This window comes from Pseudomonas anuradhapurensis, from assembly GCF_014269225.2.
Taxonomy (GTDB): Bacteria; Pseudomonadota; Gammaproteobacteria; order Pseudomonadales; family Pseudomonadaceae; genus Aquipseudomonas; species Aquipseudomonas anuradhapurensis.
Genome location: NZ_CP077097.1, coordinates 352271 through 374177, shown reverse-complemented (window position 1 = coordinate 374177; position 21907 = coordinate 352271). Strand labels below are relative to the sequence as shown.

Here is a 21907-nt window from a genome sequence, read left to right as displayed (position 1 = left end):
ACCTATATATAGATATATATAGATCGGCATAGCGATACGGTCAGTTTCATGAGCAAAAAGGACGCCTACAGCCAGGCGGGCAGGACAGCAGTGCTGCAGAACATCCAGGGCACCCTGCAGTTCCTGCAGCGCTTTCCGCCGTTCAACCAGATGGAACACAGCCACCTGGCCTACCTGGTCGAACAGTGCCAGCTGCGCTTCTATGCCAGCGGCGAAAGCATCGTCAAACCAGCCGACGGGCCGGTGGAGCACTTCTACATCGTCAAGCAGGGCCGCGTGGTTGGCGAGCGCCAGCACCTGGTCAAGCCTGGCGTCGAGACCACATTCGAGATCACCAGCGGCGAATGCTTCCCGCTGGCGGCATTGCTCGGCGAGCGGGCGACCCGTACGGAGCACCTGGCCGGTGAGGACACCTTCTGCCTGCAACTGAACAAGGCAGCGTTCATCCGCGTGTTCTCGATGTCGGAAGTGTTTCGCGATTTTGCCCTGCGCGGCGTCAGCAGCCTGCTCGACCAGGTCAACCAGCAGGTGCGCCAGCGTGCGGTGGAAACCCTCGGCACCCAGTATTCATTGAACACACCCCTGGGTGAACTGGCCATGCGCCACCCGGTGGTGTGCAGCGCCGACACCCCGCTGCGCGATGCCGTGAGGCTGATGCACGAGCAGCAGGTCGGCAGCATCGTGGTGGTCGATGCACAGCGCTACCCGACCGGCATCTTCACCCTGCGTGACTTGCGCCAGGTGGTGGCCGCCGCCGATACCGAGCTGGGCGCGCCGATCGAACGACACATGACCGCCCAGCCGTTCTACCTCAGCCCCCAGGCCAGCGCCTTCGACGCGGCCATGGCGATGACCGAGCGGCACATTGCCCACGTATGCCTGGTGGAAAACCGCCGCCTGTGCGGGGTGGTTTCGGAACGCGACCTGTTTTCCCTGCAGCGAGTCGACCTGGTACACCTGGCGCGCACCATCCGCCATGCGCCACGGCTGGAGACCCTGGTCTCGCTGCGCGGCGAAATCAGCCAGCTGGTCGAACGCATGCTGGCGCATGGCGCGTCATCCACGCAGATAACCCAGATCATCACCCTGCTCAACGACCACACCGTGTGCCGGGTAATCGAGCTGGCGCTGGCCGAGCGCGGCGACCCCGGCGTGCCATTCAGCTGGCTGTGCTTTGGCAGCGAAGGACGTCGCGAGCAAACCCTGCATACCGACCAGGACAACGGCATCCTCTTCGAAGCAGCCGACAGCGCCGAAGCCGACGCCATCCGCACCCGCCTGCTGCCGCTGGCGCAGTACATCAATCAATGCCTGGCCCAATGCGGCTTCACCCTGTGCAAGGGCAACGTCATGGCCGGCAACCCCGAGCTCTGCCTGTCGCGCAGCGAATGGGCTCGGCGCTTTGCCGGTTTCGTCCGCGAAGCCAGCCCGGAAAACCTGCTGGGCTCGACCATCTACTTCGACCTGCGGGTGGTGTGGGGCGACGAGCAGGGTTGCGAGCAACTGCGCCAGGGCCTGCTCGAGCAAGTGGCCGACAACCGCCTGTTCCAGCGCATGATGGCTGATAACGCGCTGCGCCAGCGCCCGCCGGTTGGCCGCCTGCGCGAGTTCGTGCTGACCCGCCAGGGTAACGACAAGGCCGCCACCCTCGACCTCAAGGTGCAGGGCCTGACGCCCTTCGTCGATGGTGCCCGGCTACTGGCCCTGGCCAATGGCATTGCTGCCTGCAATACCCTGGAGCGCCTGCGCCAGCTGGTGGCCAAGGGCATCATCGAGGCGCAGGACGGCGCCGCGTATGAGGAGGCCTACCACTTCATCCAGCAAACCCGCATGCAGCAGCACCAGCGCCAGACACGCGATAACCTGCCCTACTCCAACCGGCTCGACCCGGACAGCCTCAACCACCTTGACCGGCGCATCCTGCGCGAATCCCTGCGCCAGGCCCAGCGCCTGCAGAGCAGCCTGGCGCTGCGGTACCAGTTATGAGCCTGTTCGCCTGGCTGCGCCCCAGCGCGCCCGAGCTGGATGCGGCCACCCGCCAGCGCCTGGCCCGGCTGCCCAAACCCGCACCGTTGGGGGTCTGTACCCTGCGTGAGCAGCGCTGGGTGGTACTGGACCTTGAGACCAGCGGCCTCAACCTCAACCGTGATCAGGTGCTGTCGATCGGCGCCGTGGCGATCGAAGACGGCGCCATCGACTTTGCCCAGCAGTTCGAGCGCACTCTGCACCGGCCAACGCAGAAGACCAACCCCAGCGTGCTGATCCACGGCCTGGGCCCCAGTGCCCTGGCTGCCGGTTGCGACCCGGCCGAAGCCTTGCTCGATCTGCTCGACTTCATCGGCAATAGCCCGGTGCTGGCATTCCATGCCCCCTTCGACCAGCGCATGCTGGCCCGCGCATTGAAGGACAGCCTGGGCTATCGCCTGCAGTCGCCTTTCCTCGACATCGCCGAACTGGCCCCCATGCTCAACCCCGACACGGTACTGCGCGAAGCCGGTCTCGATGACTGGGTAGCGCGCTTCGGCCTGCAGGTGGAAGAGCGCCATCATGCCAGTGCCGATGCCCTGGTGACCGCCGAACTGGCGCTGATCCTGTTCAGCCAGGCCCGGCGCCAGCAGCTGGATAGCCCGTTGCAACTGGAACAGCGGCTGCGCGGATGGCGGCGGCGCAAGGTGCAGAGTCACGGCTTGTGAGGTTTGAGTAGTGCGGCGCCTGTGAGATCGCGCGCCGCCCGCGCGGCGCATCGCGAGCTGCGCTCGCTCCTACGTTTGTTTCAGGCCAGTAACGCCTGTAACAGGCGCGCGCGACCGCCTGATTCATACCACGCGATATCCCGTCATGCGCCAAGGCGTTCGCGCGCAAATCTCACAGGAATGATTGGCCCGAAACAAACGTAGGAGCGAGCGCAGCTCGCGATGCGCCGCGCGGGCGGCGCGCGATCTCACAGGCGCTACACCACCCACGCCCAACACCAGCCAACCCCAGCCATACTGGTCATCCGATAAGCGCCCATTGCACCCTCCCCTTGCCTCTGCAACAATCGCGAATAATTATCGTTAGTTAATGCATACGTTCCGGGGGGACGCTGCTTGTCTTCTGCACAGAGCCCACACGCCGATCTGGTCGGTGCGCTGTACCGCGACCATCGCGGCTGGCTGCTCGCCTGGCTGCAGCGCAGCATGGCCTGCCGCCAGCGTGCCGAAGACCTGAGCCAGGACACCTTCGTGCGCCTGCTCGGCCGCGAGCGACTGGACACCCCACGTGAGCCACGCGCCTTCCTCGCCGCGGTGGCCAAGGGGCTGCTGTTCGATCACTTCCGCCGCGCCGCGCTGGAGCAGGCCTACCTGGCCGAGCTGGCCCTGATGCCGCAAGCCGAGCAACCGTCTGCGGAGCTGCAACACCTGATCCTCGAAGACCTCAAGGCCATCGACCGCCTGCTGGGCAAGCTGTCGAGCAAGGCCCGCGCAGCCTTCCTGTACAACCGCCTGGATGGCATGGGCCATGCCGAAATTGCCGAGCGCCTGGGCGTTTCGGTGTCGCGCGTGCGCCAGTACATCGCCCAGGGCCTGCGCCAGTGCTACACGGCCCTGTACGGGGAGCCGACGTGAGCAGTGCCCCGGTTTCGTCCCGCGTGCTGGAAGCCGCGATTGCCTGGAAACTCAGCCTCGACGGTGGCAGCAGTACGGCCGATGAGCGCAGTGAATTCATGCGCTGGCATGCTGCCAGCGAAGAGCATGCCCGCGCCTGGCGCCAGCTGGGCGCAATGGACCAGCGTGTCGGCACCGCCGTCGGCCCGGCACGCCAGGCCCTGCTGCAGTCGCGCGTCGGCCTGCGCCGACGGATCGGCAAGGTTGGCAGCGGGCTGGCTGGCATGTTGCTGCTCGGCTCGCTGCTGGCCTGGGTTGGCGCGCCGTCGCTCGCGCCCAGCTACTGGCTGGCTGACCAACGCACCGTTACCGGCGAACTGCGTACCCTGCGCCTGGAAGACGGCACATTGCTGAGCCTGAACAGCCATACCGCCGTCGATATCGACTACGCGGGCGAACAACGGATCATCGTGCTGCACCAGGGCGAAATCTCGGTACAGACCGGCCATCAGGACCCGCGGCCGCTGCTGGTCCGTACCGCCGACGGGCGCCTGCGCCCATTGGGCACGCGCTTCCTGGTGCGCCGTGAGGCCGACGGTACGCGCCTGGAGGTGCTACAGGCCGCGGTAGCTGCTCAGCCGCTGGACAGCGGCGAGGAACAGGTGCTGCGCGAAGGCCAGCAAGTGCTGATGCACGCCAACGGCCTTGGCCGGGTCGGCGCGGTAGCCGCCGGTGCCGACGCCTGGACCCGCGGCATGCTGGTGGTGGACAACGTGCGCCTGGCTGACCTGCTGGCGGCGCTGGGCCAGTACCGCAGCGGTTACCTCGGGGTGGACGACAAGGTCGCCGACCTGCGGGTGACCGGCAGCTTCCCGCTGACCGATACCGACCTGGCCCTGGCGTCGTTGCTGCCGGTACTGCCGGTGAAGCTCCAGCGACATACCCAGTGGTGGGTGAACGTGGTGCCCAAGTAAGCAAACAGGCCAGCTCACGCAGGACTCACCCAGATTGCAAGCTTCGTGGAATACCCGTGGGTACGGGTACCCACGAAAAGGCCAAGACAGGAACAGCCAATTTCAAATAATTCTCGATATTTTTCAGATTCGCCCTGTCACTTTTCCAATCTCGCTCGGCAAGGAAGCAGTAAGCACTTACCCGTCGAGGAGCCGCTGCATGTCCCGTGCTGTTGAACGTATCCTGCGCCCCAGCCTGGTGGCCCTGGCCATCGCGGTAGCCGCGCCATTGGCCAGCCCTGCCCTGTGCGCCGCCGAGCAATCCGCCCCACGCGGCTACGACCTGCCGAGCGCCCCGCTGGCCGCCACCCTCAACCAGATCGCCAGCCAGGCCGGCATCGCCCTGGTCATCGACCCGGCGCTGGTCAGCGGCCGCAGCTCGGCGCCGGTGCATGGGCAGTATGACGGCCTGGGCGCGCTGCAGGCGGCCCTGCGCGGCACGGGGTTACAACTGCAACAGAGCAACGCAGGCAGCTACAGCCTGGTGGCAGTCGCGGAAGGTACCTTGGCGCTGCCGGCAACCACCATCGAGGCGGCGAGCATCAGCGAAAGCGCGTGGGGCCCGGTCGAAGGCTACGTGGCCAAGCGCAGCGCCGCCGGCACCAAGACCGATACCGCACTGGTCGAGCTGCCGCGTTCGGTTTCTGTCGCCACCCGCGAACAGATGAAAGACCGTGGCGTGCATAGCCTCGACGATGCCGTGCGTTACATGCCGGGTATCGTGTCGGCCAGCTTCGGCAGCGACACGCGCTATGACTGGATGCGCGTGCGGGGCTTCGAGCCAACCCAGTTTCTCGATGGCCTGCCGTTGCCACGTGGCGTATACGCCAACCCTAAAGCCGAAACCTGGAACCTCGACCGCCTAGCCCTGCTGCGCGGGCCGGCTTCGTCGATCTATGGCCAGACCCCGCCCGGCGGCCTGTTGGACATGCTCAGCCGCCGCCCGCAGGCCGACAGCGCGCATGAGATCGAGCTGCAATATGGCAATGACAACCATCGCCAGATCAACTTTGCCAGCACCGGCAGAATCGATGCCGAAGGCCGCTTTCTGTATGGCGTCAGCGGGGTCATCCGCGACGGTGGCACGCAGATCGACCATATCGACGACAAGCGCTACAACATCGCCCCGAGCCTGACCTGGAACATCGACGAATACACCTCGCTGACCTTGCTCACCCAGTTCACCCGCGACGATACCGGTGCCACCAGCCAGTTCCGGCCGATCCAGGGCACCAAGATCGACATGCCGTTCGGCAAGATCTCCCACCACAAGAACCTGGGTGACCCTGACTACGAGTTCTACGACCGTACCTACTACGCGCTGGGCTACGCCTTCGAGCACCGCATCAACGATGTGTGGCAGTTCCGTCAGAACCTGCGCTACACCAAGTCGGATCTGGCCTTCCAGACCATCACGCCCGGCAGCTACAACAAGGACAATCCGCCGGTGAAGGACGACGGCACGGTCAGCCGCATGTCCACCAACACCGACGAAGACATCAGCCAGTTCGCGGTGGACAACAACTTCCAGGCCGACTTTGCCACCGGTGACATCAGCCACACCTTGCTGCTCGGTCTGGACCACCAGCGCATCAACACCAACTACCTGTCGATATTCGGCTTCAACGTGCCGGACAGCAACGTCAACAACCCGGTCTACGGGCTGCCGATCACCCGTCCGGACCGCACCACCGCGTTCTATGACTACAACCAGAAAACCCGCCAGACCGGCGTGTATGTCCAGGACCAGATGGCGCTCGGCAACTGGCGCCTGACCCTGGGCGGGCGCGAAGACTGGGTGCATACCAGCACCAAGTTCTTCAACAAGGGCGATGCCACCAATACCCAGCGCGACCAGCAGTTCAGCGGCAACGCAGCCATCAGCTACGTGTTCGACTCGGGCTTCGTCCCCTACCTGTCGTATGCCGAGTCGTTCCAGCCATCCAGCAATGCCAGTGCCTCGGCAACCGACTCGTTCAAGCCCACCGAAGGCAAGCAGTGGGAACTGGGCGTGAAATACCAGCCACCGGGCTCCAGCACCCTGCTGTCGGCAGCCGTGTACGACCTGACCCAGAAAAACGTCGCGGTGACCGACACCGTTGGTGGCGTGACCATCACCAGCCAGACCGGCGAAGTGAAGGTGCGTGGCCTGGAACTTGAAGCGGTTTCCGATGTGACCGAGAACCTCAAGGTGATTGCTGCCTACACCCTGGCCAAGTCGGAAGTGCAGGACGGCGATTTCAAAGGCAACCGCCTGCAACTGATGCCCAACCAGCAGGCGTCGGTGTGGGGCGACTACACCTGGCATGCGGGCGTACTCGATGGCTTCGGCATCGGCCTGGGTGCGCGCTATACCGGCAATACCTATGGCGACCAGGCCAATACCTACCTGGGCAAGGCCAACGCCTACACGGTGTTCGATGCAGCGGTGCATTACGACCTGGGGCGCCTGGACAACAGCCTCAAGGGCGCGTCCGTGGCGATCAACGCGACCAACCTGCTGAACAAGGACTACCTGTCGACCTGTGATTCCTACTACTGCTACTACGGCGACGAACGTAGCGTCGTGGCCAGTGCCACCTACAAGTTCTGAGTGAGCTGGGGCCGCCTTGCGGCCCAGGTCCAACAAGGCAGATACCCGACAGTGATGAAAAGCCCAACCATCCGCCGCTGGTCGACGATCCACACCTGGAGCAGCCTGGTCTGCACCCTGTTCCTGCTGTTGCTGGCGCTGACCGGCCTGCCGCTGATCTTTCACCACGAGCTCGAACAGTTGCTCGGCGACGCGCCGAAGCTGCGCGACATGCCAGCCGACACCCCGCACCTCGACCTGCAACAGCTGGTGATCAAGGCCGAGCAGCACCGCCCCGGCGAGGTCGTGCAGTACTTCGGCTATGACGAAGACGAACCCAACGGCGTGGTCGCCATCACCGCGGCCACTGCCGGTACCGAGCCCAACTCGTCGCACACCTTCATGCTCGATGCACGCACCGGCGAAGCAGTCGCCATGCCCGCGGCCAACGGCGGCTTCATGATGCTCATGCTGCGCCTGCATGTGGACATGTTCGCCGGGCTGCCGGGCAAACTGTTGCTGGCGTTCATGGGCTTGCTGTTCGTCGTCGCGATCGTTTCCGGCACCGTGCTGTATGCGCCGTTCATGCGCCGCCTGGCGTTCGCCACAGTCCGCCACGACAAGTCGCGGCGCCTGCGCTGGCTCGACCTGCACAACCTGATCGGCGTGGTCACCCTTGTCTGGGCCTTGACGGTAGGTGTAACCGGAGTGATCAGTGCCCTGTCCGACCTGGTCATCGCCGCCTGGCGCAACGACAGCCTGGCCGCCATGGTCGCGCCGTACCGCGACGCTCCAGCGCTCAGCGAGCGCGCCCCGGCCACCCGCCTGCTGGAAATTGCCGCGCAGGCCGCGCCTGGCATGCGACCGGATTTCATCGCGTTCCCGGGTACGCGCTTCTCCAGCGAACACCACTACGCCGTATTCATGAATGGCGCCACGCACCTGAGTTCGCACCTGTTCACACCGGTACTGATCGACGCCCGCACGCTTGAACTGACCGCGGTTGGCGAGCGCCCCTGGTACATGGACGCCATGGGCTTGTCGCAACCGCTGCATTTCGGTGATTACGGCGGCAGGCCGATGCAGATCCTCTGGGCGGTGCTCGATGTGCTGACCATTGTGGTGCTGTGCAGCGGGCTGTACCTGTGGTGGGGCAAACAACGCAAAGCCAGGGAGGCACGTGCATGAGCCACAGGTCACAAGCCACTGCGCGTATCTTCGCCTGGCCTGCGCTGATCGCCGCGCTGACCGCACTCGGGCTGTTCGCCGCCCTGCTCGGTGACCGCTGGTGGGACGGGCTTTCCTGGCTAGGCCTGGGCCTGCCCGCGTGGTTTTCGCTACGGGGCCTGTGGCACCGCTGAGGTAGCCCGCTAACACAGCAGCCCTGGCGCCTTGGCGCAGCATGGTCCGCCCTCACTACAGGAGACGGACCATGCCGATCCCCCCCCTTTTCCAGACCCTGGACAACCAGCTTGATGCACTGCTCCCACCCATCGAGGGGGTCGAGCACCACCTGGACCTGACGCTCGCGCGACTATTCCCAGGCCTTTCCATCAACGCCCGCACGCTGTACTTCGGGGCCCAGCCACTGTTGCAGCTGGTGGGTTTCCATCTGTTCGATGGCGGTACCTTCCGCCTGCCCGCAGGCAGCCCGATCAGGCATGCCGACTACCCGGCGCTCAACCTGCCACTGGATTTCAGCGGCCATATCGACGGCTTTTGCAAAACCATTCGTCAGACGCTACATGCCCGCCTGGCAGCGTACTGGCTGGAGCCGGACAACAAAGGCCTGACCCGCACCGTGCGCCTTGCCGTGCTGTACCGCGAGCAACTGGATGCGGAGATCCGCCTGCGCACCACCGACCAGACCCTGTCAGCGGCGCATGTACACCTATTGAGAACCTACCTGGAACTGCCGCAGCCCTGGCAACGTCGCCACTTGCCGACCGCCGCGCGTCCCCAGGCCTATCGCCTGTTGCTCGACAGTACGGCGCCCAACTGGCGCAGCCATGTACCAGGTTTCCTGGTGCTCACCGAACACGGCGCCGAAGGGCGAATGCTCGATCATCTTGAGCCGGTTGGCCGGGTACTGCTGTGCAGTGCCGCACACGGCATCGAGGCCTTCGACAACCTGGCCGACCTGCACACGGAGGTATGCGAGCGCCTGGAAGACCCGCAGCAGAGCGAACACTTGCTGCAACTGATGATCGACCCCGACAACCAGCAAAACGCCCGTCGTTCAGAGCGCCTGCGCTACGACTGGTATACAGAAGACCTGGCCGACTACCTCGCCTCGACCCTGCGCGATGCCCAGGCCAGGCAACTGAGCTACAGCTGGCAACAGGCCTGGAAGCTCGGCAAACAGCGCGATATCGAGCAGCTGGATCTGGCCCTGGCTGCGGCGCTCGACATACGGCGCTCCGTCAGTAGCCGCGGCCCGCTGGCCAACCGCTACGGCCTGCTACTCGAAAAGCATCTACCCAACTGGTTACGCGCCACTTCGCAGCAGGGCGTCGCCCACATCATGCAGACCCTGCAGGAACTGGTCGTGGCCATCGAAGCGGCCAGCGCTCCCGGCATCCTCAGCCTGGAACAGTTCAACCACAGGCATTCCCTGCTGAACTGGGTCAACCTGCGCCTGCGTGAATACCTGCAACGCGAACCGGGCCTGGACTGCGACCCGCGTGACATTACCATCAGTGTCACCCTGGCTCGACAGGTCGGGCCGATCATCAACCCGCTACCCCTGGGAAGTACCACGGGCTACGTTCCGGTAGCCAGCCGGCGCCAGGCAGGCGACACCATCGAGTTGGTCAGGCATACCTACCGGCTGGATGAGCTGGCCTTGCTGAACATCGCCTGGTTCGACGTGGACTACTGGCTTACCGCGCATGTCCACCTGCACGGTGAAGCGCTGCCGGCGCTGACACCCCTGCGGGTTAAACAGATCGTGAGACGCCTGAACGCGGGCAGTGGCTATCAGGCTTACCTGCGCACCCAGCTGCTTGACTCGCCCGAAGGCCGTTGGCGCCAGACAGCCCATGCGCAGATCAGCCGCGCACGGATGAATGCCGAAGCAGTGAAAGCACGCTATGTCGGCCATTTTCTCCCCGACACACTCGAACAGGGCTACGGTTGGGCCCGCACGGTCATCAGCGCCCCAGACAGCCACGCCCGCCCCTATTTCAATGAGCAGCGTGTGACAGTCCAGCAGCTGCTGGTGCAGGGCGACACGCTGATGGGGGTATTGCTGCTGGTTTCGCCAGAGCACTCGAAACGTATCGTCGTCTACTGCCCCGACGTTCCGGACCGGCGCTACTGGCGCGAATACAGTGATACCAAGGCGCTGATCCGGGCCATGCGCAGTGACCCGGCATTGCAAGACTACCTGGTCCAGCGCCTGCCACGGGCCAGCGGGAAAAAACTCAAGGAGCGGTTGCAGAAAGGCCGGCTGGGCGCGTTGATCACTCGCGATGCCATTACCGGCAACCTGTATCAGGCGCTGTACCGCGCCGAGGTGCAAAGCCTGATGGCCCACACCGATACCGTCACCCGCAGCAATGAAGAACTGCTGGGCGAATTCTCGGTCAACGTGCTCAGGCTGGTGCTGGACATGGTCACGTTCATACTGCCGCAACGGGCATTGATCGCCCTGGCATTCGGCCGCATGGCGATCTCCATATGGGACGGCTTCGAGGCCTACGAGCAGGACGACCATGCAAGCGCCTTGCACCATGCTGTCGCGGCCCTTGGCCATGCCACCGCCGGGCTGAACGAAATGGCAGGCTCCAGCCTGATGCGCCGCGCCTTGCGAGGGCTGCCCAAACCACCACCGGTGCCGCTGCCAGGTCATTACGAAACAGCGCCAGTCGCTGCCCGGCTGCGCTATCGGATCGATTCGGCGCATGGCGAGGCTGTGTATGAACAACCGTCGAGTTCCCCGGGGCTGAGCCAATACTTCGTACGGGATAACCTGGGCCGTTACTTCAATGTCAGTTTTGACGGCGCGCGCTGGCGCGCCACCGACCCCGACCAGCCTTACGCCTACCTGAAGCTGCCGATCAGGCGTAACCAGGATGGCAACTGGGTCGTTGATTCTCCGCTGCTCTGGCACGACGGCTTGCCAGACATCCCGCACCTGCTCGAGCAGTGCCGGCTGAAAACACTGCTTGAGGGCGCTGCGGATGGCACGGACAACAACCTGTTCAACGACAACGGCAGGTACTACCTGCAGCTGCACAACCAGCAGCTGCCGGTGCGGCGCCATCTGCTGGCCGGGCATTATCACCTGATTTTCCCCGATGCCTTGTCTGGCGCAGTACCTGCCTGGGCGGTGCTGCGTCATCAGGACGGCGAATGGCGCATCCGGGTGCGCCAGGTCGGGCGTGGCAGCGACTGGCTGGCGTTACCGCAGGATTATTCGGCCAGCTTGGGCAGCAGCCGGTCCAGGCGCTGATGCAAGGCACTGCCGCTCGGCCAATTGCGCAACAACCGCGCCCGGTCACGGGCGTAGGCCGGGGCGAAGCTGAGCTGGGTGGCATGCTGGCACATTGCATCAAGGTCGATCAGCGACCAGCGGCCGTTGTCCCAGAACAGGTTGTGGCCCTTGAAGTCGCCATGGCTGATGCGTTCCCGAATCAGCTGCTGCATGACCTGGACCAAGGCATCCACCTGCTCTTCAGGGGCGTCGCCATTTTCCACATAAGGCGCGAAACAGGCAGCCAGGTCCGGGCCATCGATGTACTCGGTGACCAGGTAGGCGCGGCTGCGCAAGCCAAGCACGCGCTGCTCCAGCACTGCCAGCGGGCGCGGCGTGGCGATATCGAGGAACTCCAGGCGGTGCCCTTCGATCCATGAATGCCAGGCCCGGCTCGGGCGCCAGAAGCGTTTGAACCAGTGCGCGGTGTTCTTGATGTTGTAACGCTTGAGCACCAGCTGGCGCCCCTTCACCTCGATGCGCGCCACGCTGGCGGCGCCACCGGTCTTGTACAGGTGGCCCTGGTCGAGCAACTGGTCGGCCTGCTCCAGTACCGGCAACAGGGCCTCGACCTCGTCACGGCGGATCGCGCGCAGGCCTGACAGGCTGCGCTGGACGCTGAACAGGCTGCATTCGCGACCGGCCTTTTCCAGGTAGTCCTTCTGCCGCCAGCTGCGCACCTTGTCCACTTGCTTCTGCAGCGCCTCGAGCGGCAACGCGTGCTCGGCGTTGGCCAGCAGGTAGTGCACCAGCAGCTCTTCGATGAACGGCTCCAGGCGCTTGGGCAACTGGGCGAAGAACACCCCGAGGTTTTCCAGCACACGCGGGCGCGACAGTTGCTGGCCGGGCGTTTCGGCCTTGATACCGGCGCCGTCGATCAGGTACAGCTTGCCGCCGTGGCGCAACAGGTTGTCCAGGTGCAGGTCCTCCTGCCAGAGGCCCTGGGCATGCATGTGCGCCACCGCAGTGAGCGCCTCGCCCAGCACCAGGTGCTGCTCGTCGGCCAGCACCGGCAGGTCTTGCACGGCCGCCCAGGCATCGGCCAGGCTTTCGGCGCCGTCGAGAAACTCGAACAGCAACCAGCCGCCCTCGCCTTCCTTGAGGCCATCGGCCAGCAGCTTCGGCGTGGTCAGGCCTTGCTCGGCGAGCAGCTTCACGCCCTGCAGTTCGCGCTGGAAATGCCGCGCAGCGTTGCTACCGACCAGCAGTTTGGCCAGCACCGGGGTGCCGCGCCATACCCCGGCGCCCACATAGCGCTGGCCCGGCAGCACGCGCAACAGGCTGAGCAGTTGCAAGTCAGCGCTGCCGGCGGCGTCGGCCAGGGTAATGCTCAGGGGCAGCGACGGGTTGCGCCCGGCTTCTTTCAATTCGGACAAACGCATCAGCGGGCCTCTTTTTCACGACGGCGTTGCGTCAGGCGTTGCAGCCAGGTATCGACCAGCGTGCCATCGGCCGGCTGCGCCAGGTAACTGGCCAGCAAGGTACGGACATCGTGCTCGCTCCAGGCCGGGGCACGGCGCAGCAGCGGCTCCAGGTCCTTGAGACGGTCACGCATGCCGAACAGCAGGGGTCGGGTCTTTTCCAGGTCGATCAGTTGCGCGTCCCAGCCTTCACGGCGCTGGCGCAGGAAGATGTGCTTGGGGTAGAAGCAACCGTGCACCTGCCCGGCGCTGTGCAGGGTACGCGCCAGTTGGCCGCAGGCCTGCAGGATGCCATTGCGATCGCCATCGCCCAGTTGTGCCCAGCGCGCCAGCAGGCTGTCGAGGTCGGCCCATTCGTCCAGGGCGCGTGTCATCAGGATGGCCCGGTGCTGGCCGGCTTGCTTGCGCTCGCCATAGAACACCGCCTGCAAGGCCGGAATGCGCAGCTTCTGGTAGCGGCTGATATTGCGAAATTCACGGGCGAAGGTTGGCTCGCCGAACGGCCGGTGCAGGGTACGGGTCAGGTAGTCGCTCTGGCGCTTGAGGTAGTAGCCCTTGCCTTCGAGCTCCAGGCGAAACACGCTGCTCCAGCCGCCACGGCCGGTATTCGGCTCGTCGACGGCATCCAGCTGCAGTGCCCACAGCGCCTCGAAGTCATCCAGGCCATGGCGTTTGAGCAGCGCGAGGTCCGCGCTGGCCAGGTAATCGGTCATTCCCTTCCCTCGAAAAAGCCCACTACCTGGCGAATGCGCTTCTTGTCGCGCTCATTCAGCCGGTCGCGGCCACGGTATTGCAGGTAGAACCGCAGGCGCTGGGTTGCCGACAGCTGGTACTTGGCCACTTTGTCCAGGCACGCCAGGTCCTTGATCATCCGGTGCCGCCACATGAAGCCGCGCCAGAAGTCGCCGGTGGGGCAATCGATGAAGAATAGCGTGCCCTGGTCATCGACCAGCAGGTTGCGCCATTTCAGGTCGTTATGGGCGAAGTGATGCTTGTGCATGACCCGGGTGTGGCGCGCCAGCTGGCTGCTCACATGCCCGACCCAGGCACGGTCGGCCAGGCGCGCATCGTTGCGCTCGGCCAACGCCGACAGGTCTTCGGTACGCGGCAGTTCGCGGGTGATCATCGCGCCCCGGGCAAAGGCCAGGCCATTACGCTCCAGGCCCCAGGCCACCACTTCGGCGGTGGGGATGCCCCACTTGGCGAACAGCTTCAGGTTTTGCCATTCAGCCTTGATCCGCGGCCGGCCCAGGTAACGGCGCATATGCTTGCCGGCTCCGGTATAGCGCTTGACGTAGTAATTGACCCCGTCACGCGTGATGCGCACCACTTCGCTGAGCGGGTCGCGGGTCAGGCGTTCGCCTTGCAGGGCGAATACCGCTTCGAGGCTGCCGAAGTCCGCCGCCAGGTGTTCGTAGCCCGGCGCCAGTGTCCAACCCGACATCAGAGTGCATCCCCATAGCGTTGCTTGCGGTCGTAGAGTTTCTGCGCCTTGCGCTCCAGCCAGCCAAGCAATGCGGCCTCGTCCTTGAGGACCTGCCGCAGCGGGCGTTGGAAATACCCACGCAGGAAGCGCAGCTTGTCGCGCTGGGTGAGGCCGATGTCCAGCGCCGAGAAATACAGCGCGGCCAGGTCCTTGTCGCGCCAGCGGCGGCTGATTTTCGCCCGGGTCTGCGCGCGGTGCAGGTCGATAACCGACAATTTGAAGTCATCCGCCGTCACCGGGCGGTCGGTGTGCAGCAGGAAGTGGCAGATGTAGCAGTCGCGGTGGTTGACCCCGGCGCGGTGCATGCCGCCGGTCATCCTGGCCACCTCGGCGATGAGTGCGCGCTTCAGGCGTGGCTCGGGCGGTTGCCTGAGCCAGTCGATGCTGAAGTCTTCCAGGCTGATGGTCGGCGCCAGCTCTTCGGTAATGATGAACGAGTGCTGCGCGGCCGGGTTGCTGCCACGCTCGCCATAGGCCACCGCGGTCATGGTCGGCACGCCAGCCTGGTGCAAGCGCTGGATCGCCTGCCATTCCTGGCCGGCACCGAGCACCGGCAGCTTGGCGGTAAACAGGTTCTTGAAGATCTCGCCCCAGCCGATGCCGCGGTGGATCTTGACGAAAAAGCCAGCGCCAGCGACCTCGGTGCGCAGCGTGCGGCGCCCTTCCAGCTCGCGGTAGACCTCGCCTTGCAGCGCTTCCACCGCATCGAAGGCATCGCGCCCGGCCCACAGGCGCTTGAACGGCTCGGCCAGTATCAGCTTCATGCGGACTCCTGCCCCAGGATCACGTCGGCGGCATGCTGCGGCATGCTGTACAGGTCGGCGGTTTCAGCAAACGCCAGGCCGTTGCGTGCCCAGCTGGCACGGGCCGGCTGGTCTTCAAGCATGCGCTGCAGGTAGGTATTGAGCTGCTCCTGCTCGAACGGCTCGTCCAGCACCAGGCCGCTGTCGGCCTCGGCGATGTAGTGGGCGTAGCCACACACCTTGGACACCAGCACCGGCAGGCCGGCCACCAGCGCTTCGAGCAGCACCGTGCCGGTGTTCTCGTTGTACGCCGGGTGGATCAGCAGGTCGGCACCCAGCAGGAAGCGCGGAATATCGCTGCGCCCCTTGAGGAACTGCACCTGCTCGCCCAGGCCCAGGGTAGCGCTTTGCAGCTGGAACACCTTGGGGTCGTCCTGGCCGATCACCATCAGCCTGGTCCGCTTGCGCAGGGCCGAGGGCAGTGCCGCCAGGGCCTTGAGGCTACGGTCCACGCCCTTGGTCTTGAAGCCAGAGCCGATCTGCACCAGCAACAGGTCGTCATCGCCGAGGTTGAACTCCTTGCGGAATTCGGCGCGGATCTCGGCAGCGTTGGCCGGTGCGCGGCGGTCCTGGGAAATGCCTGGCGGCAGCAGGTGGAAGCGTTTCACCGGGGTGCCATAGTGCTTGATGAACAGCGGCTGCTGCACTTCGGAAATCATCAGTACTTCGGTATGCGCGTCCTTGGCGAACACCGCGCGCTCGTACTCGGCAAAGTGCCGGTAGCGGCCCCAGCGACGGTACAGGCCGCCACGCAGGGTCTGCGCCTTGTCCTCGAAGCAGCCGTCGGCGGCGTAGTACACGTCCAGCCCCGGCATCTTGTTGAAGCCGATCAGGCGATCGACCGGGCGCTTGGCCAGGTCGGCAGCCATCCAGGCGCTGAGCTTCTCGTTGCGGCGGTGGTTGAAGATTGCCTTGACCGGCGCCACCAGCACTTCGAAGCCCGGCGGAATGTCACCCTCCCAGATCAGCGTGTACACACGGATCTGGTGGCCCCGCTTCTGGCACTCTAGGGCAATGCGCATGAAGTCGCGCTGCAGCCCGCCGAAGGGGAAATATTTGTACAGCACGAAAGCCAGTTGCATCAACGGACATCCTCAGCCAGCAGCAGCGCGCTCAAGCGGCTCGCCACATGCTCGGGATTCAGGCGAGTGAAGCACAGTGGCCACTCGCGTTTCAGATCGTACCGGCGCAGATCATCGGCGCTCGGTTTGTAAGTGCACTTCTTCTGCAGGCAGGGAGCGCATGGCCAGTCACTGGCCTGGTGAATCTGGGTCCGTCCGTAGGCGCCGGTCAGCCCCGGGTTGGTTGGGCCGAACAGCGAAATGGTGGGTACATCGAGTGCCGCCGCCAGGTGGCCAAGGCCAGTATCGACGGCCACACAGGCCTTCGCCGCCGCCAGTACGCGGGCGACGCCAGCCAAGTTCAATTTGGGGAGCACCTGGCAATTGTTCAAGCCCTGGGCAATGCGCTCCGCCCGCGCCTTCTCGGCCGGGTTGCCCCACGGCAGGCGCACTTCCAGCTTGCGCCGGCCCATGCGTTCGGCCAGTTCGCGCCAGTAGGCTTCGGGCCAGTGCTTGGTCGCCCAGGTGGTGCCATGCAGGAACACCACGTACGGGGCCGCCGGCGGTAGCTGCAAGCGGTCGAGGTCGAGGCCGTAGTTGCCAATGCCCTCCGGCAGGTCATACGCCAGGGCCATGGCGAACAGCTGGCGTACCCGCTCCACCGCATGCTGGCCGACGGCAACCGACAGGCGTCGATCATAAAAGCGGCTGGCCCAGCCCTCGCGGGCCGAATAGCGATCCAGGCCGGCGACCGGCGCCTTCACGTAGCGGGTCAGCCAGGCCGACTTGACCAGGCCCTGGGCGTCGATCACCAGGTCGTACTGGCGCTCGCGCACGCGCTGCTTGAACGCTTTCCACTCGCCACTCTTGATGGTTTGCCAAAGGTTCTTGCGCCAGCGGCGGATGGCCACCGGGATGACCTGGTCGACCGCCGGGTGCCAGCTGGGGATTTCGGCGAAGCCTTCTTCCACCACCCAGTCGAAGCGGATCCCCGAAATGGCTTGGGCGGCATCGGTAAGCGCCGGCAGGGTGTGAATCACATCACCCAGCGACGAGGTCTTGATGATCAGTACCCGCACTTAGTCGACCTCGGCCACGGTATCGATCAGCTCCGGCCCGCTCAGGCTGTGCAGGGCGGCGATGACTTTGCCCGGTTCCAGCAGGCGCAGGCAGTTGTAGTGGCCGAAGCGGCAGGTACGGTCGAAACACGGGCTGCATTCGATACCGGTGCGCACCACTTCCACGTGCTCGGCCAGCGGCGGGGTAAAGCCCGGCGAGGTCGAGCCGTACACCGCCACCAGCGGGCGGTTCAGCGCCGCAGCCACGTGCATCAGGCCAGAGTCGTTGGAGACCACGGCGTCGGCGCAGGACATCAGGTCGATGGCCTCGGCCAGCGAAGTTTCCCCGGCCAGGTTGGACGACTCCTCACGCAGTCCCGGGATCAGCCGGTCGCGGATCTGCTCACCGACCGGATGATCGTTCTTCGAGCCGAACAGCCACACCTGCCAGCCTTGGCGGATCATTGCATCAGCCACGCTGGCATAGTGCTCGGCCGGCCAGCGCTTGGCCTCGCCGAACTCGGCACCGGGGCACAGCGCCAACACCGGGCGGTCCAGCTCCAGGCCGAACTTGGCCAGGGCGGCGTCGCGGCTTTGCGCTTCGATCTGCAGGCTGGGGCGCGGATACGGTTGCGGCAACTCGGCGCCAGGCGCGTAGGCCAGGGCCATGAAGCGCTCGATCATCAGCGGGTAGCGGGCCTTGTCCAGCTTGCGCACGTCGTTGAGCAGGCCGAAGCGCATTTCGCCACGCCAGCCGGTACGTTTGGGAATACCGGCGAAAAACGGCACCAATGCCGACTTCAGCGAATTGGGCAGCAGGATGGCCTGGTCGTACTGGCCGGCCAGCGACTTGCCGATGCGCCGCCGCGTTGCCAGCTCCAGGGCACCGTGGCCGAGCGGGAAGCTCAAGGCCTGACGGACCTCGGGCATGCGTTCGAGGATCGGCCGGCTCCACTCGGGAGCGAGCACATCGATCACGCAGTCGGGGTGCTGCTGTTTCAGGCACTGGAACAGGGTCTGCGCCATCACCATGTCGCCGACCCAGCTGGGGCCAATGATCAGTATTCTCATGCTTGGTCCAGAAACACTCGGGGAGGCAACAGGCTGCAGTACAGCCTGGCCTCCCCTCTTTATATTCAGGCTATGTGGCCGACAGTGTACCACTGGTGGTGAGGCATGGGCCTTTGGGGCTGCTTTGCAGCCCATCGCGACGCAAGGCCGCTCCTACACAGGAATGCGATCTCCTGTAGGAGCGGCCTTGCGTCGCGATGGGCCGCAAAGCGGCCGCAAAACGCTCAAGTCAAACCCAGTTCACCCCAGATCCGCCGCACTTCGCGGCGCTCATCGGCAAATTGCGCCGCATCGATCACCCCGGCCTGCTTCTGCAGGGCCTGGCGGTGTGAGGCAGAGCGGAACGCCTTGTACACTTCACGCAACAGCACCGCGTCACTGGCCGGCATCAACCCTGCCTGCTCCAGCTCTTCCAGAATGCGGATGTTATCGGTCCATCGCAGCAAGGCCGGATGGTCATGCGACCAGGCCAAGGCGGCGTATTGCACCATAAATTCGATATCGACGATACCGCCGGCATCCTGCTTGATATCGAACGGCACACCAGGCTCGAAGGCGTTGGCCGCGGTGCCGGCAGCGGTGGCCTTGGTGCCGAGGTTGTCGCGCATCTTGGCGCGCATTTCGCTCACTTCGCTGCGCAGTTTCTGCAGGTCGCGGGCCTTGCCCAGCACCTTGGCGCGCACGCCTTCGAACGCTGCCCCGACCTGCTTGCAGCCCACCAGTACACGGGCCCGCACCAGGGCCTGGTGCTCCCAGGTCCAGGCTTCGTTCTGCTGGTAGCGCTCGAACGCGCCCAGCGAGCTGACCAGCAGCCCGGCGGCCCCGGACGGGCGCAGGCGCATGTCGACGTCATACAGCTGGCCGGAGTTGGTCTGGGTGGCCAGCAGGTGAATGATGCGCTGGCCCAGCCGGGTGAAGAACTGCGCACCGTCGATCGGCTTGGCGCCGTCAGTTTCTGCCTGCGGGTCGCCATCGTGGATGAACACCAGGTCCAGGTCCGAGCCGTGGCCGAGTTCCAGGCCGCCGACCTTGCCGTAGCCAATGATGATGAAGCCCGGGTCGCACAGGCTGCCGTCACTGCGCCTGGGCTGGCCATGACGGGCCACGGTCTGGTGCCAGGCCAGGGCCAGCACCTGGTCGAGGATGGCTTCGGCCAGCCAGGTCAGGTAGTCGCTGACTTTCATCAAGGGCAGGTTGCCGCTGATTTCCGAGGCCGCCACGCGCAGGCTGTGGGCCAGCTTGAAATGGCGCAGCGCCTCCATTTGCTGCTCCAGGTCGTCCTCGGGGATGCGCGTCAGGCGCTCGCGCAGCTCGCTGGCAAGTTCCGGCGCCAGCGGTGGGCTGTACAGGCGGCCTTCGTTGAGCAGTTCGTCGAGCAGCAGCGGGTAACGGGCAATCTGCTCGGCGATCCACGGGCTGGCGGCGCAAAGGGTCAAAAGGCGGCCCAGGGCGCCGGGGTTTTCGGTCAGCAGCACCAGGTAGGCCGAACGCCGCGCCACGGCTTCGACCAGTGGCAGCACGCGCTCCAGCACCAGGTCGGGGTCGGCATGTTCGACCGTCTGGGCCAGCAACCGTGGGATAAAGGCATCCAGGCGCTCACGGCCAATGCGCTGCATCGAACGCAGTTGCGGGCTCGAACGCAGCGCAGCCAGGCGCCGCAGGGCGTCGGCGGGCTGCTTGAAACCGGCCTCTTCCAGCTGGCGGCCGGCAGCCTCTTCATCCTGCGCCTGCTCCCACAGCGGCGACCACTCACCGCCTACCACCAGCTCGCCTTCGCCGTCTTCGTCATCCGGGTCGGCAATCACCTGGCGGAAATGCCAGTCGATACGGCCGCGCCAGTACACCAGTTGGTCCTGGAAGCTCTGCCAGTCGGCAAAACCGAGCATGTAGGCCACCCGTGCCTGGTCAAGCTCGCTGTCCGGCAGCATCTGCGTCTGGCGGTCGGCGATGGCCTGGATGGCGTGCTCGGTATAACGCAGGAACTCGTAGCCCTCGCGCAGCTCGGTGACCACCGCCGGTGGCAGGTAGCCCTGGCCTTCGAGGGTGGCCAGCACTTTCAGCAATGGCCGCTGCTGCAGGCTGAGGTCGCGCCCACCATGGATCAGCTGGAAGGCCTGGGCGATGAATTCCACCTCGCGAATGCCGCCAGCACCCAGCTTGATGTTCTCGGCCATGCCCTTGCGCCGCACTTCCTGCTGGATCAGCTGCTTCATGGTGCGCAGTGCTTCGATCGCGGAGAAGTCCAGGTAGCGGCGATACACGAACGGCCGCAGCATCTCCTGCAGCTGCGCGCCGGCGGCCTGGTCACCGGCCACCACACGCGCCTTGATCATTGCGTAGCGTTCCCAGTCGCGGCCCTGGTCCTGGTAATACTGCTCCAGCGCATTGAAGCTGAGCACCAGCGCGCCGGCCGAGCCGTACGGGCGCAGGCGCATGTCGACGCGGAATACGAAGCCGTCCACGGTGACCGGGTCCAGGGCCTTGATCAGGCGCTGGCCCAGGCGGGTGAAGAACTCCTGGTTATCCAGCGAGCGCTTCACCCCTTCGGTTTCGCCGCCTTCGGGGAAGGCGAAGATCAGGTCGATGTCCGATGACAGGTTCAGCTCCACCGCACCCAGCTTGCCCATGCCCAGCACCACCATCTGCTGCGGTTGGCCACTGCGGTTGCCGATCGGCGTGCCGAACTGCTGGCAATGGCGCGGGTACAGCCATTGATAGGCCTCATCGATGGCGGCATCGGCCAGGTCGGACAAGTCGCGACAGGTTTCACCCAGCGCGGCCTGGCGGGTGATGTCGCGCCAGATGATGCGCAACTGCTGGCGGTTGCGCTCGCGGCGCAGGTTGCGCGCCAGCTCGTCCTCGCTCTGCGCCGCCTGGGCGGCAGCGGCAATGTGCCCACGCAGCTCGCCCATGGCGTACGGCCGGTCCAGCTCGCCACTGGCCAGCAAGCCGAACAACATGGCCGGCTCGCGCCGGGCCAGGCCAAGCACGAAGTCGCTGGCAGCGGCTACCTGGTCGAACTGTTGCCGGTGCGCCGGGCTCCAGCCCTGCAGGTCGAGTTCCGGGTGATATGCCACGGCATCGCGAAGGAATTGCTGGTTGCGCGCGACCAGCGGTTGCAGGGTGGCGGGCAGATCGGACGGCAAAGGCAGGCGCATGGTCTATCCTTGAGCGGCGTGAAATGAAGGGGAAAAAGCGGCCAAGGGGAAGCCGGACCACGGTTGGACTGTCGTACAAAAGTTGGAAATAGCTGAAACAGCTTTAAAATTGGCAACATCCATCAAGAATTACCCGTTCGCGACACAATGCCAACCAACATGAACGTTTTTCCTCACAAGCCAGCATGCGACGAAACGTC

16 protein-coding genes are annotated in these 21907 nt (G+C 65.1%); 8 read left to right on the top strand and 8 right to left on the bottom strand.

Annotated features, from left to right (window positions below):
* The first annotated feature begins 48 nt into the window (after nucleotides 1-48).
* From HU763_RS01640 to HU763_RS01605, 8 genes are all read left to right on the top strand, one after another.
* Nucleotides 49-1986, top strand: coding sequence for a DUF294 nucleotidyltransferase-like domain-containing protein (locus HU763_RS01640; RefSeq protein ID WP_186690768.1), 1938 nt, complete (start codon nucleotides 49-51; stop codon nucleotides 1984-1986).
* Nucleotides 1983-2693, top strand: a complete 711-nt coding sequence (locus tag HU763_RS01635; RefSeq protein WP_200627265.1) for a 3'-5' exonuclease — start codon at nucleotides 1983-1985, stop codon at nucleotides 2691-2693. Before HU763_RS01640 ends, HU763_RS01635 begins: the two co-directional genes overlap by 4 nt.
* Before the next feature lie 396 nt (nucleotides 2694-3089).
* On the top strand, nucleotides 3090-3608 hold the full coding sequence (locus HU763_RS01630) for an RNA polymerase sigma factor (protein WP_170027905.1): 519 nt from the start codon (nucleotides 3090-3092) through the stop codon (nucleotides 3606-3608).
* On the top strand, nucleotides 3605-4561 hold the full coding sequence (locus HU763_RS01625; RefSeq protein ID WP_186687480.1) for a FecR domain-containing protein: 957 nt from the start codon (nucleotides 3605-3607) through the stop codon (nucleotides 4559-4561). Before HU763_RS01630 ends, HU763_RS01625 begins: the two co-directional genes overlap by 4 nt.
* Nucleotides 4562-4760: 199 nt before the next feature.
* Nucleotides 4761-7193, top strand: a complete 2433-nt coding sequence (locus tag HU763_RS01620; RefSeq protein ID WP_186687482.1) for a TonB-dependent siderophore receptor — start codon at nucleotides 4761-4763, stop codon at nucleotides 7191-7193.
* Nucleotides 7194-7247: 54 nt separating this feature from the next.
* Entirely contained in the window at nucleotides 7248-8360 is a 1113-nt protein-coding gene (locus HU763_RS01615; protein ID WP_170027902.1) for a PepSY-associated TM helix domain-containing protein, read from the top strand.
* Nucleotides 8357-8533: a hypothetical protein gene (locus HU763_RS01610; RefSeq protein ID WP_170027901.1), complete on the top strand. Its 177-nt coding sequence runs from the start codon at nucleotides 8357-8359 to the stop codon at nucleotides 8531-8533. The genes HU763_RS01615 and HU763_RS01610 overlap by 4 nt, the downstream gene beginning before the upstream one ends.
* Nucleotides 8534-8604: 71 nt before the next feature.
* Nucleotides 8605-11628, top strand: a complete 3024-nt coding sequence (locus tag HU763_RS01605) for a dermonecrotic toxin domain-containing protein (protein ID WP_186687484.1) — start codon at nucleotides 8605-8607, stop codon at nucleotides 11626-11628.
* Here the strand turns inward: HU763_RS01605 and HU763_RS01600 are convergent.
* The 8 genes from HU763_RS01600 to glnE form a co-directional block, all read right to left on the bottom strand.
* A complete protein-coding gene (locus HU763_RS01600) occupies nucleotides 11589-13031 on the bottom strand; it encodes a lipopolysaccharide kinase InaA family protein (RefSeq protein ID WP_170027899.1) in 1443 nt (480 codons plus the stop codon). The two genes, HU763_RS01605 and HU763_RS01600, sit on opposite strands and share 40 nt — an antisense overlap.
* Complete coding sequence (locus tag HU763_RS01595; protein WP_186687487.1) at nucleotides 13031-13783, bottom strand: lipopolysaccharide kinase InaA family protein; 753 nt, start codon at nucleotides 13781-13783, stop codon at nucleotides 13031-13033. The genes HU763_RS01600 and HU763_RS01595 overlap by 1 nt, the downstream gene beginning before the upstream one ends.
* The gene (locus HU763_RS01590; protein ID WP_186687490.1) at nucleotides 13780-14514 is read right to left on the bottom strand and encodes a lipopolysaccharide kinase InaA family protein; all 735 of its coding nucleotides are present in this window, start codon (nucleotides 14512-14514) and stop codon (nucleotides 13780-13782) included. Before HU763_RS01590 ends, HU763_RS01595 begins: the two co-directional genes overlap by 4 nt.
* Nucleotides 14514-15320: a lipopolysaccharide core heptose(I) kinase RfaP gene (rfaP, locus tag HU763_RS01585; RefSeq protein ID WP_186687493.1), complete on the bottom strand. Its 807-nt coding sequence runs from the start codon at nucleotides 15318-15320 to the stop codon at nucleotides 14514-14516. The genes HU763_RS01590 and rfaP overlap by 1 nt, the downstream gene beginning before the upstream one ends.
* Nucleotides 15317-16441 carry a glycosyltransferase family 4 protein gene (locus tag HU763_RS01580; protein ID WP_186687496.1) on the bottom strand — a complete coding sequence of 375 codons (1125 nt, stop codon included), beginning with the start codon at nucleotides 16439-16441 and terminating at the stop codon, nucleotides 15317-15319. The genes rfaP and HU763_RS01580 overlap by 4 nt, the downstream gene beginning before the upstream one ends.
* Nucleotides 16441-17499 (bottom strand): lipopolysaccharide heptosyltransferase I, encoded by a 1059-nt coding sequence (waaC, locus tag HU763_RS01575; RefSeq protein ID WP_186687498.1) that lies wholly within the window; start codon nucleotides 17497-17499, stop codon nucleotides 16441-16443. Before waaC ends, HU763_RS01580 begins: the two co-directional genes overlap by 1 nt.
* Nucleotides 17500-18549 (bottom strand): lipopolysaccharide heptosyltransferase II, encoded by a 1050-nt coding sequence (gene waaF, locus HU763_RS01570; protein WP_186687500.1) that lies wholly within the window; start codon nucleotides 18547-18549, stop codon nucleotides 17500-17502.
* Between the two features lie 224 nt (nucleotides 18550-18773).
* Nucleotides 18774-21707 (bottom strand): bifunctional [glutamate--ammonia ligase]-adenylyl-L-tyrosine phosphorylase/[glutamate--ammonia-ligase] adenylyltransferase, encoded by a 2934-nt coding sequence (gene glnE / locus HU763_RS01565; protein ID WP_186687502.1) that lies wholly within the window; start codon nucleotides 21705-21707, stop codon nucleotides 18774-18776.
* Nucleotides 21708-21907: the final 200 nt, after the last annotated feature.

What these genes read in the sequence shown, in the direction of transcription:
- HU763_RS01635 (WP_200627265.1), top strand. Translation starts at nt 1,983, where the DNA reads ATGAGCCTGTTCGCCTGGCTGCGCCCCAGCGCGCCCGAGCTGGATGCG.
- HU763_RS01580 (WP_186687496.1), bottom strand. Translation starts at nt 16,441, where the DNA reads ATGCAACTGGCTTTCGTGCTGTACAAATATTTCCCCTTCGGCGGGCTG.
- rfaP (WP_186687493.1), bottom strand. Translation starts at nt 15,320, where the DNA reads ATGAAGCTGATACTGGCCGAGCCGTTCAAGCGCCTGTGGGCCGGGCGC.
- HU763_RS01595 (WP_186687487.1), bottom strand. Translation starts at nt 13,783, where the DNA reads ATGACCGATTACCTGGCCAGCGCGGACCTCGCGCTGCTCAAACGCCAT.
- waaF (WP_186687500.1), bottom strand. Translation starts at nt 18,549, where the DNA reads ATGAGAATACTGATCATTGGCCCCAGCTGGGTCGGCGACATGGTGATG.
- glnE (WP_186687502.1), bottom strand. Translation starts at nt 21,707, where the DNA reads ATGCGCCTGCCTTTGCCGTCCGATCTGCCCGCCACCCTGCAACCGCTG.
- HU763_RS01610 (WP_170027901.1), top strand. Translation starts at nt 8,357, where the DNA reads ATGAGCCACAGGTCACAAGCCACTGCGCGTATCTTCGCCTGGCCTGCG.
- HU763_RS01615 (WP_170027902.1), top strand. Translation starts at nt 7,248, where the DNA reads ATGAAAAGCCCAACCATCCGCCGCTGGTCGACGATCCACACCTGGAGC.
- HU763_RS01605 (WP_186687484.1), top strand. Translation starts at nt 8,605, where the DNA reads ATGCCGATCCCCCCCCTTTTCCAGACCCTGGACAACCAGCTTGATGCA.
- HU763_RS01620 (WP_186687482.1), top strand. Translation starts at nt 4,761, where the DNA reads ATGTCCCGTGCTGTTGAACGTATCCTGCGCCCCAGCCTGGTGGCCCTG.
- HU763_RS01600 (WP_170027899.1), bottom strand. Translation starts at nt 13,031, where the DNA reads ATGCGTTTGTCCGAATTGAAAGAAGCCGGGCGCAACCCGTCGCTGCCC.
- HU763_RS01590 (WP_186687490.1), bottom strand. Translation starts at nt 14,514, where the DNA reads ATGTCGGGTTGGACACTGGCGCCGGGCTACGAACACCTGGCGGCGGAC.
- HU763_RS01640 (WP_186690768.1), top strand. Translation starts at nt 49, where the DNA reads ATGAGCAAAAAGGACGCCTACAGCCAGGCGGGCAGGACAGCAGTGCTG.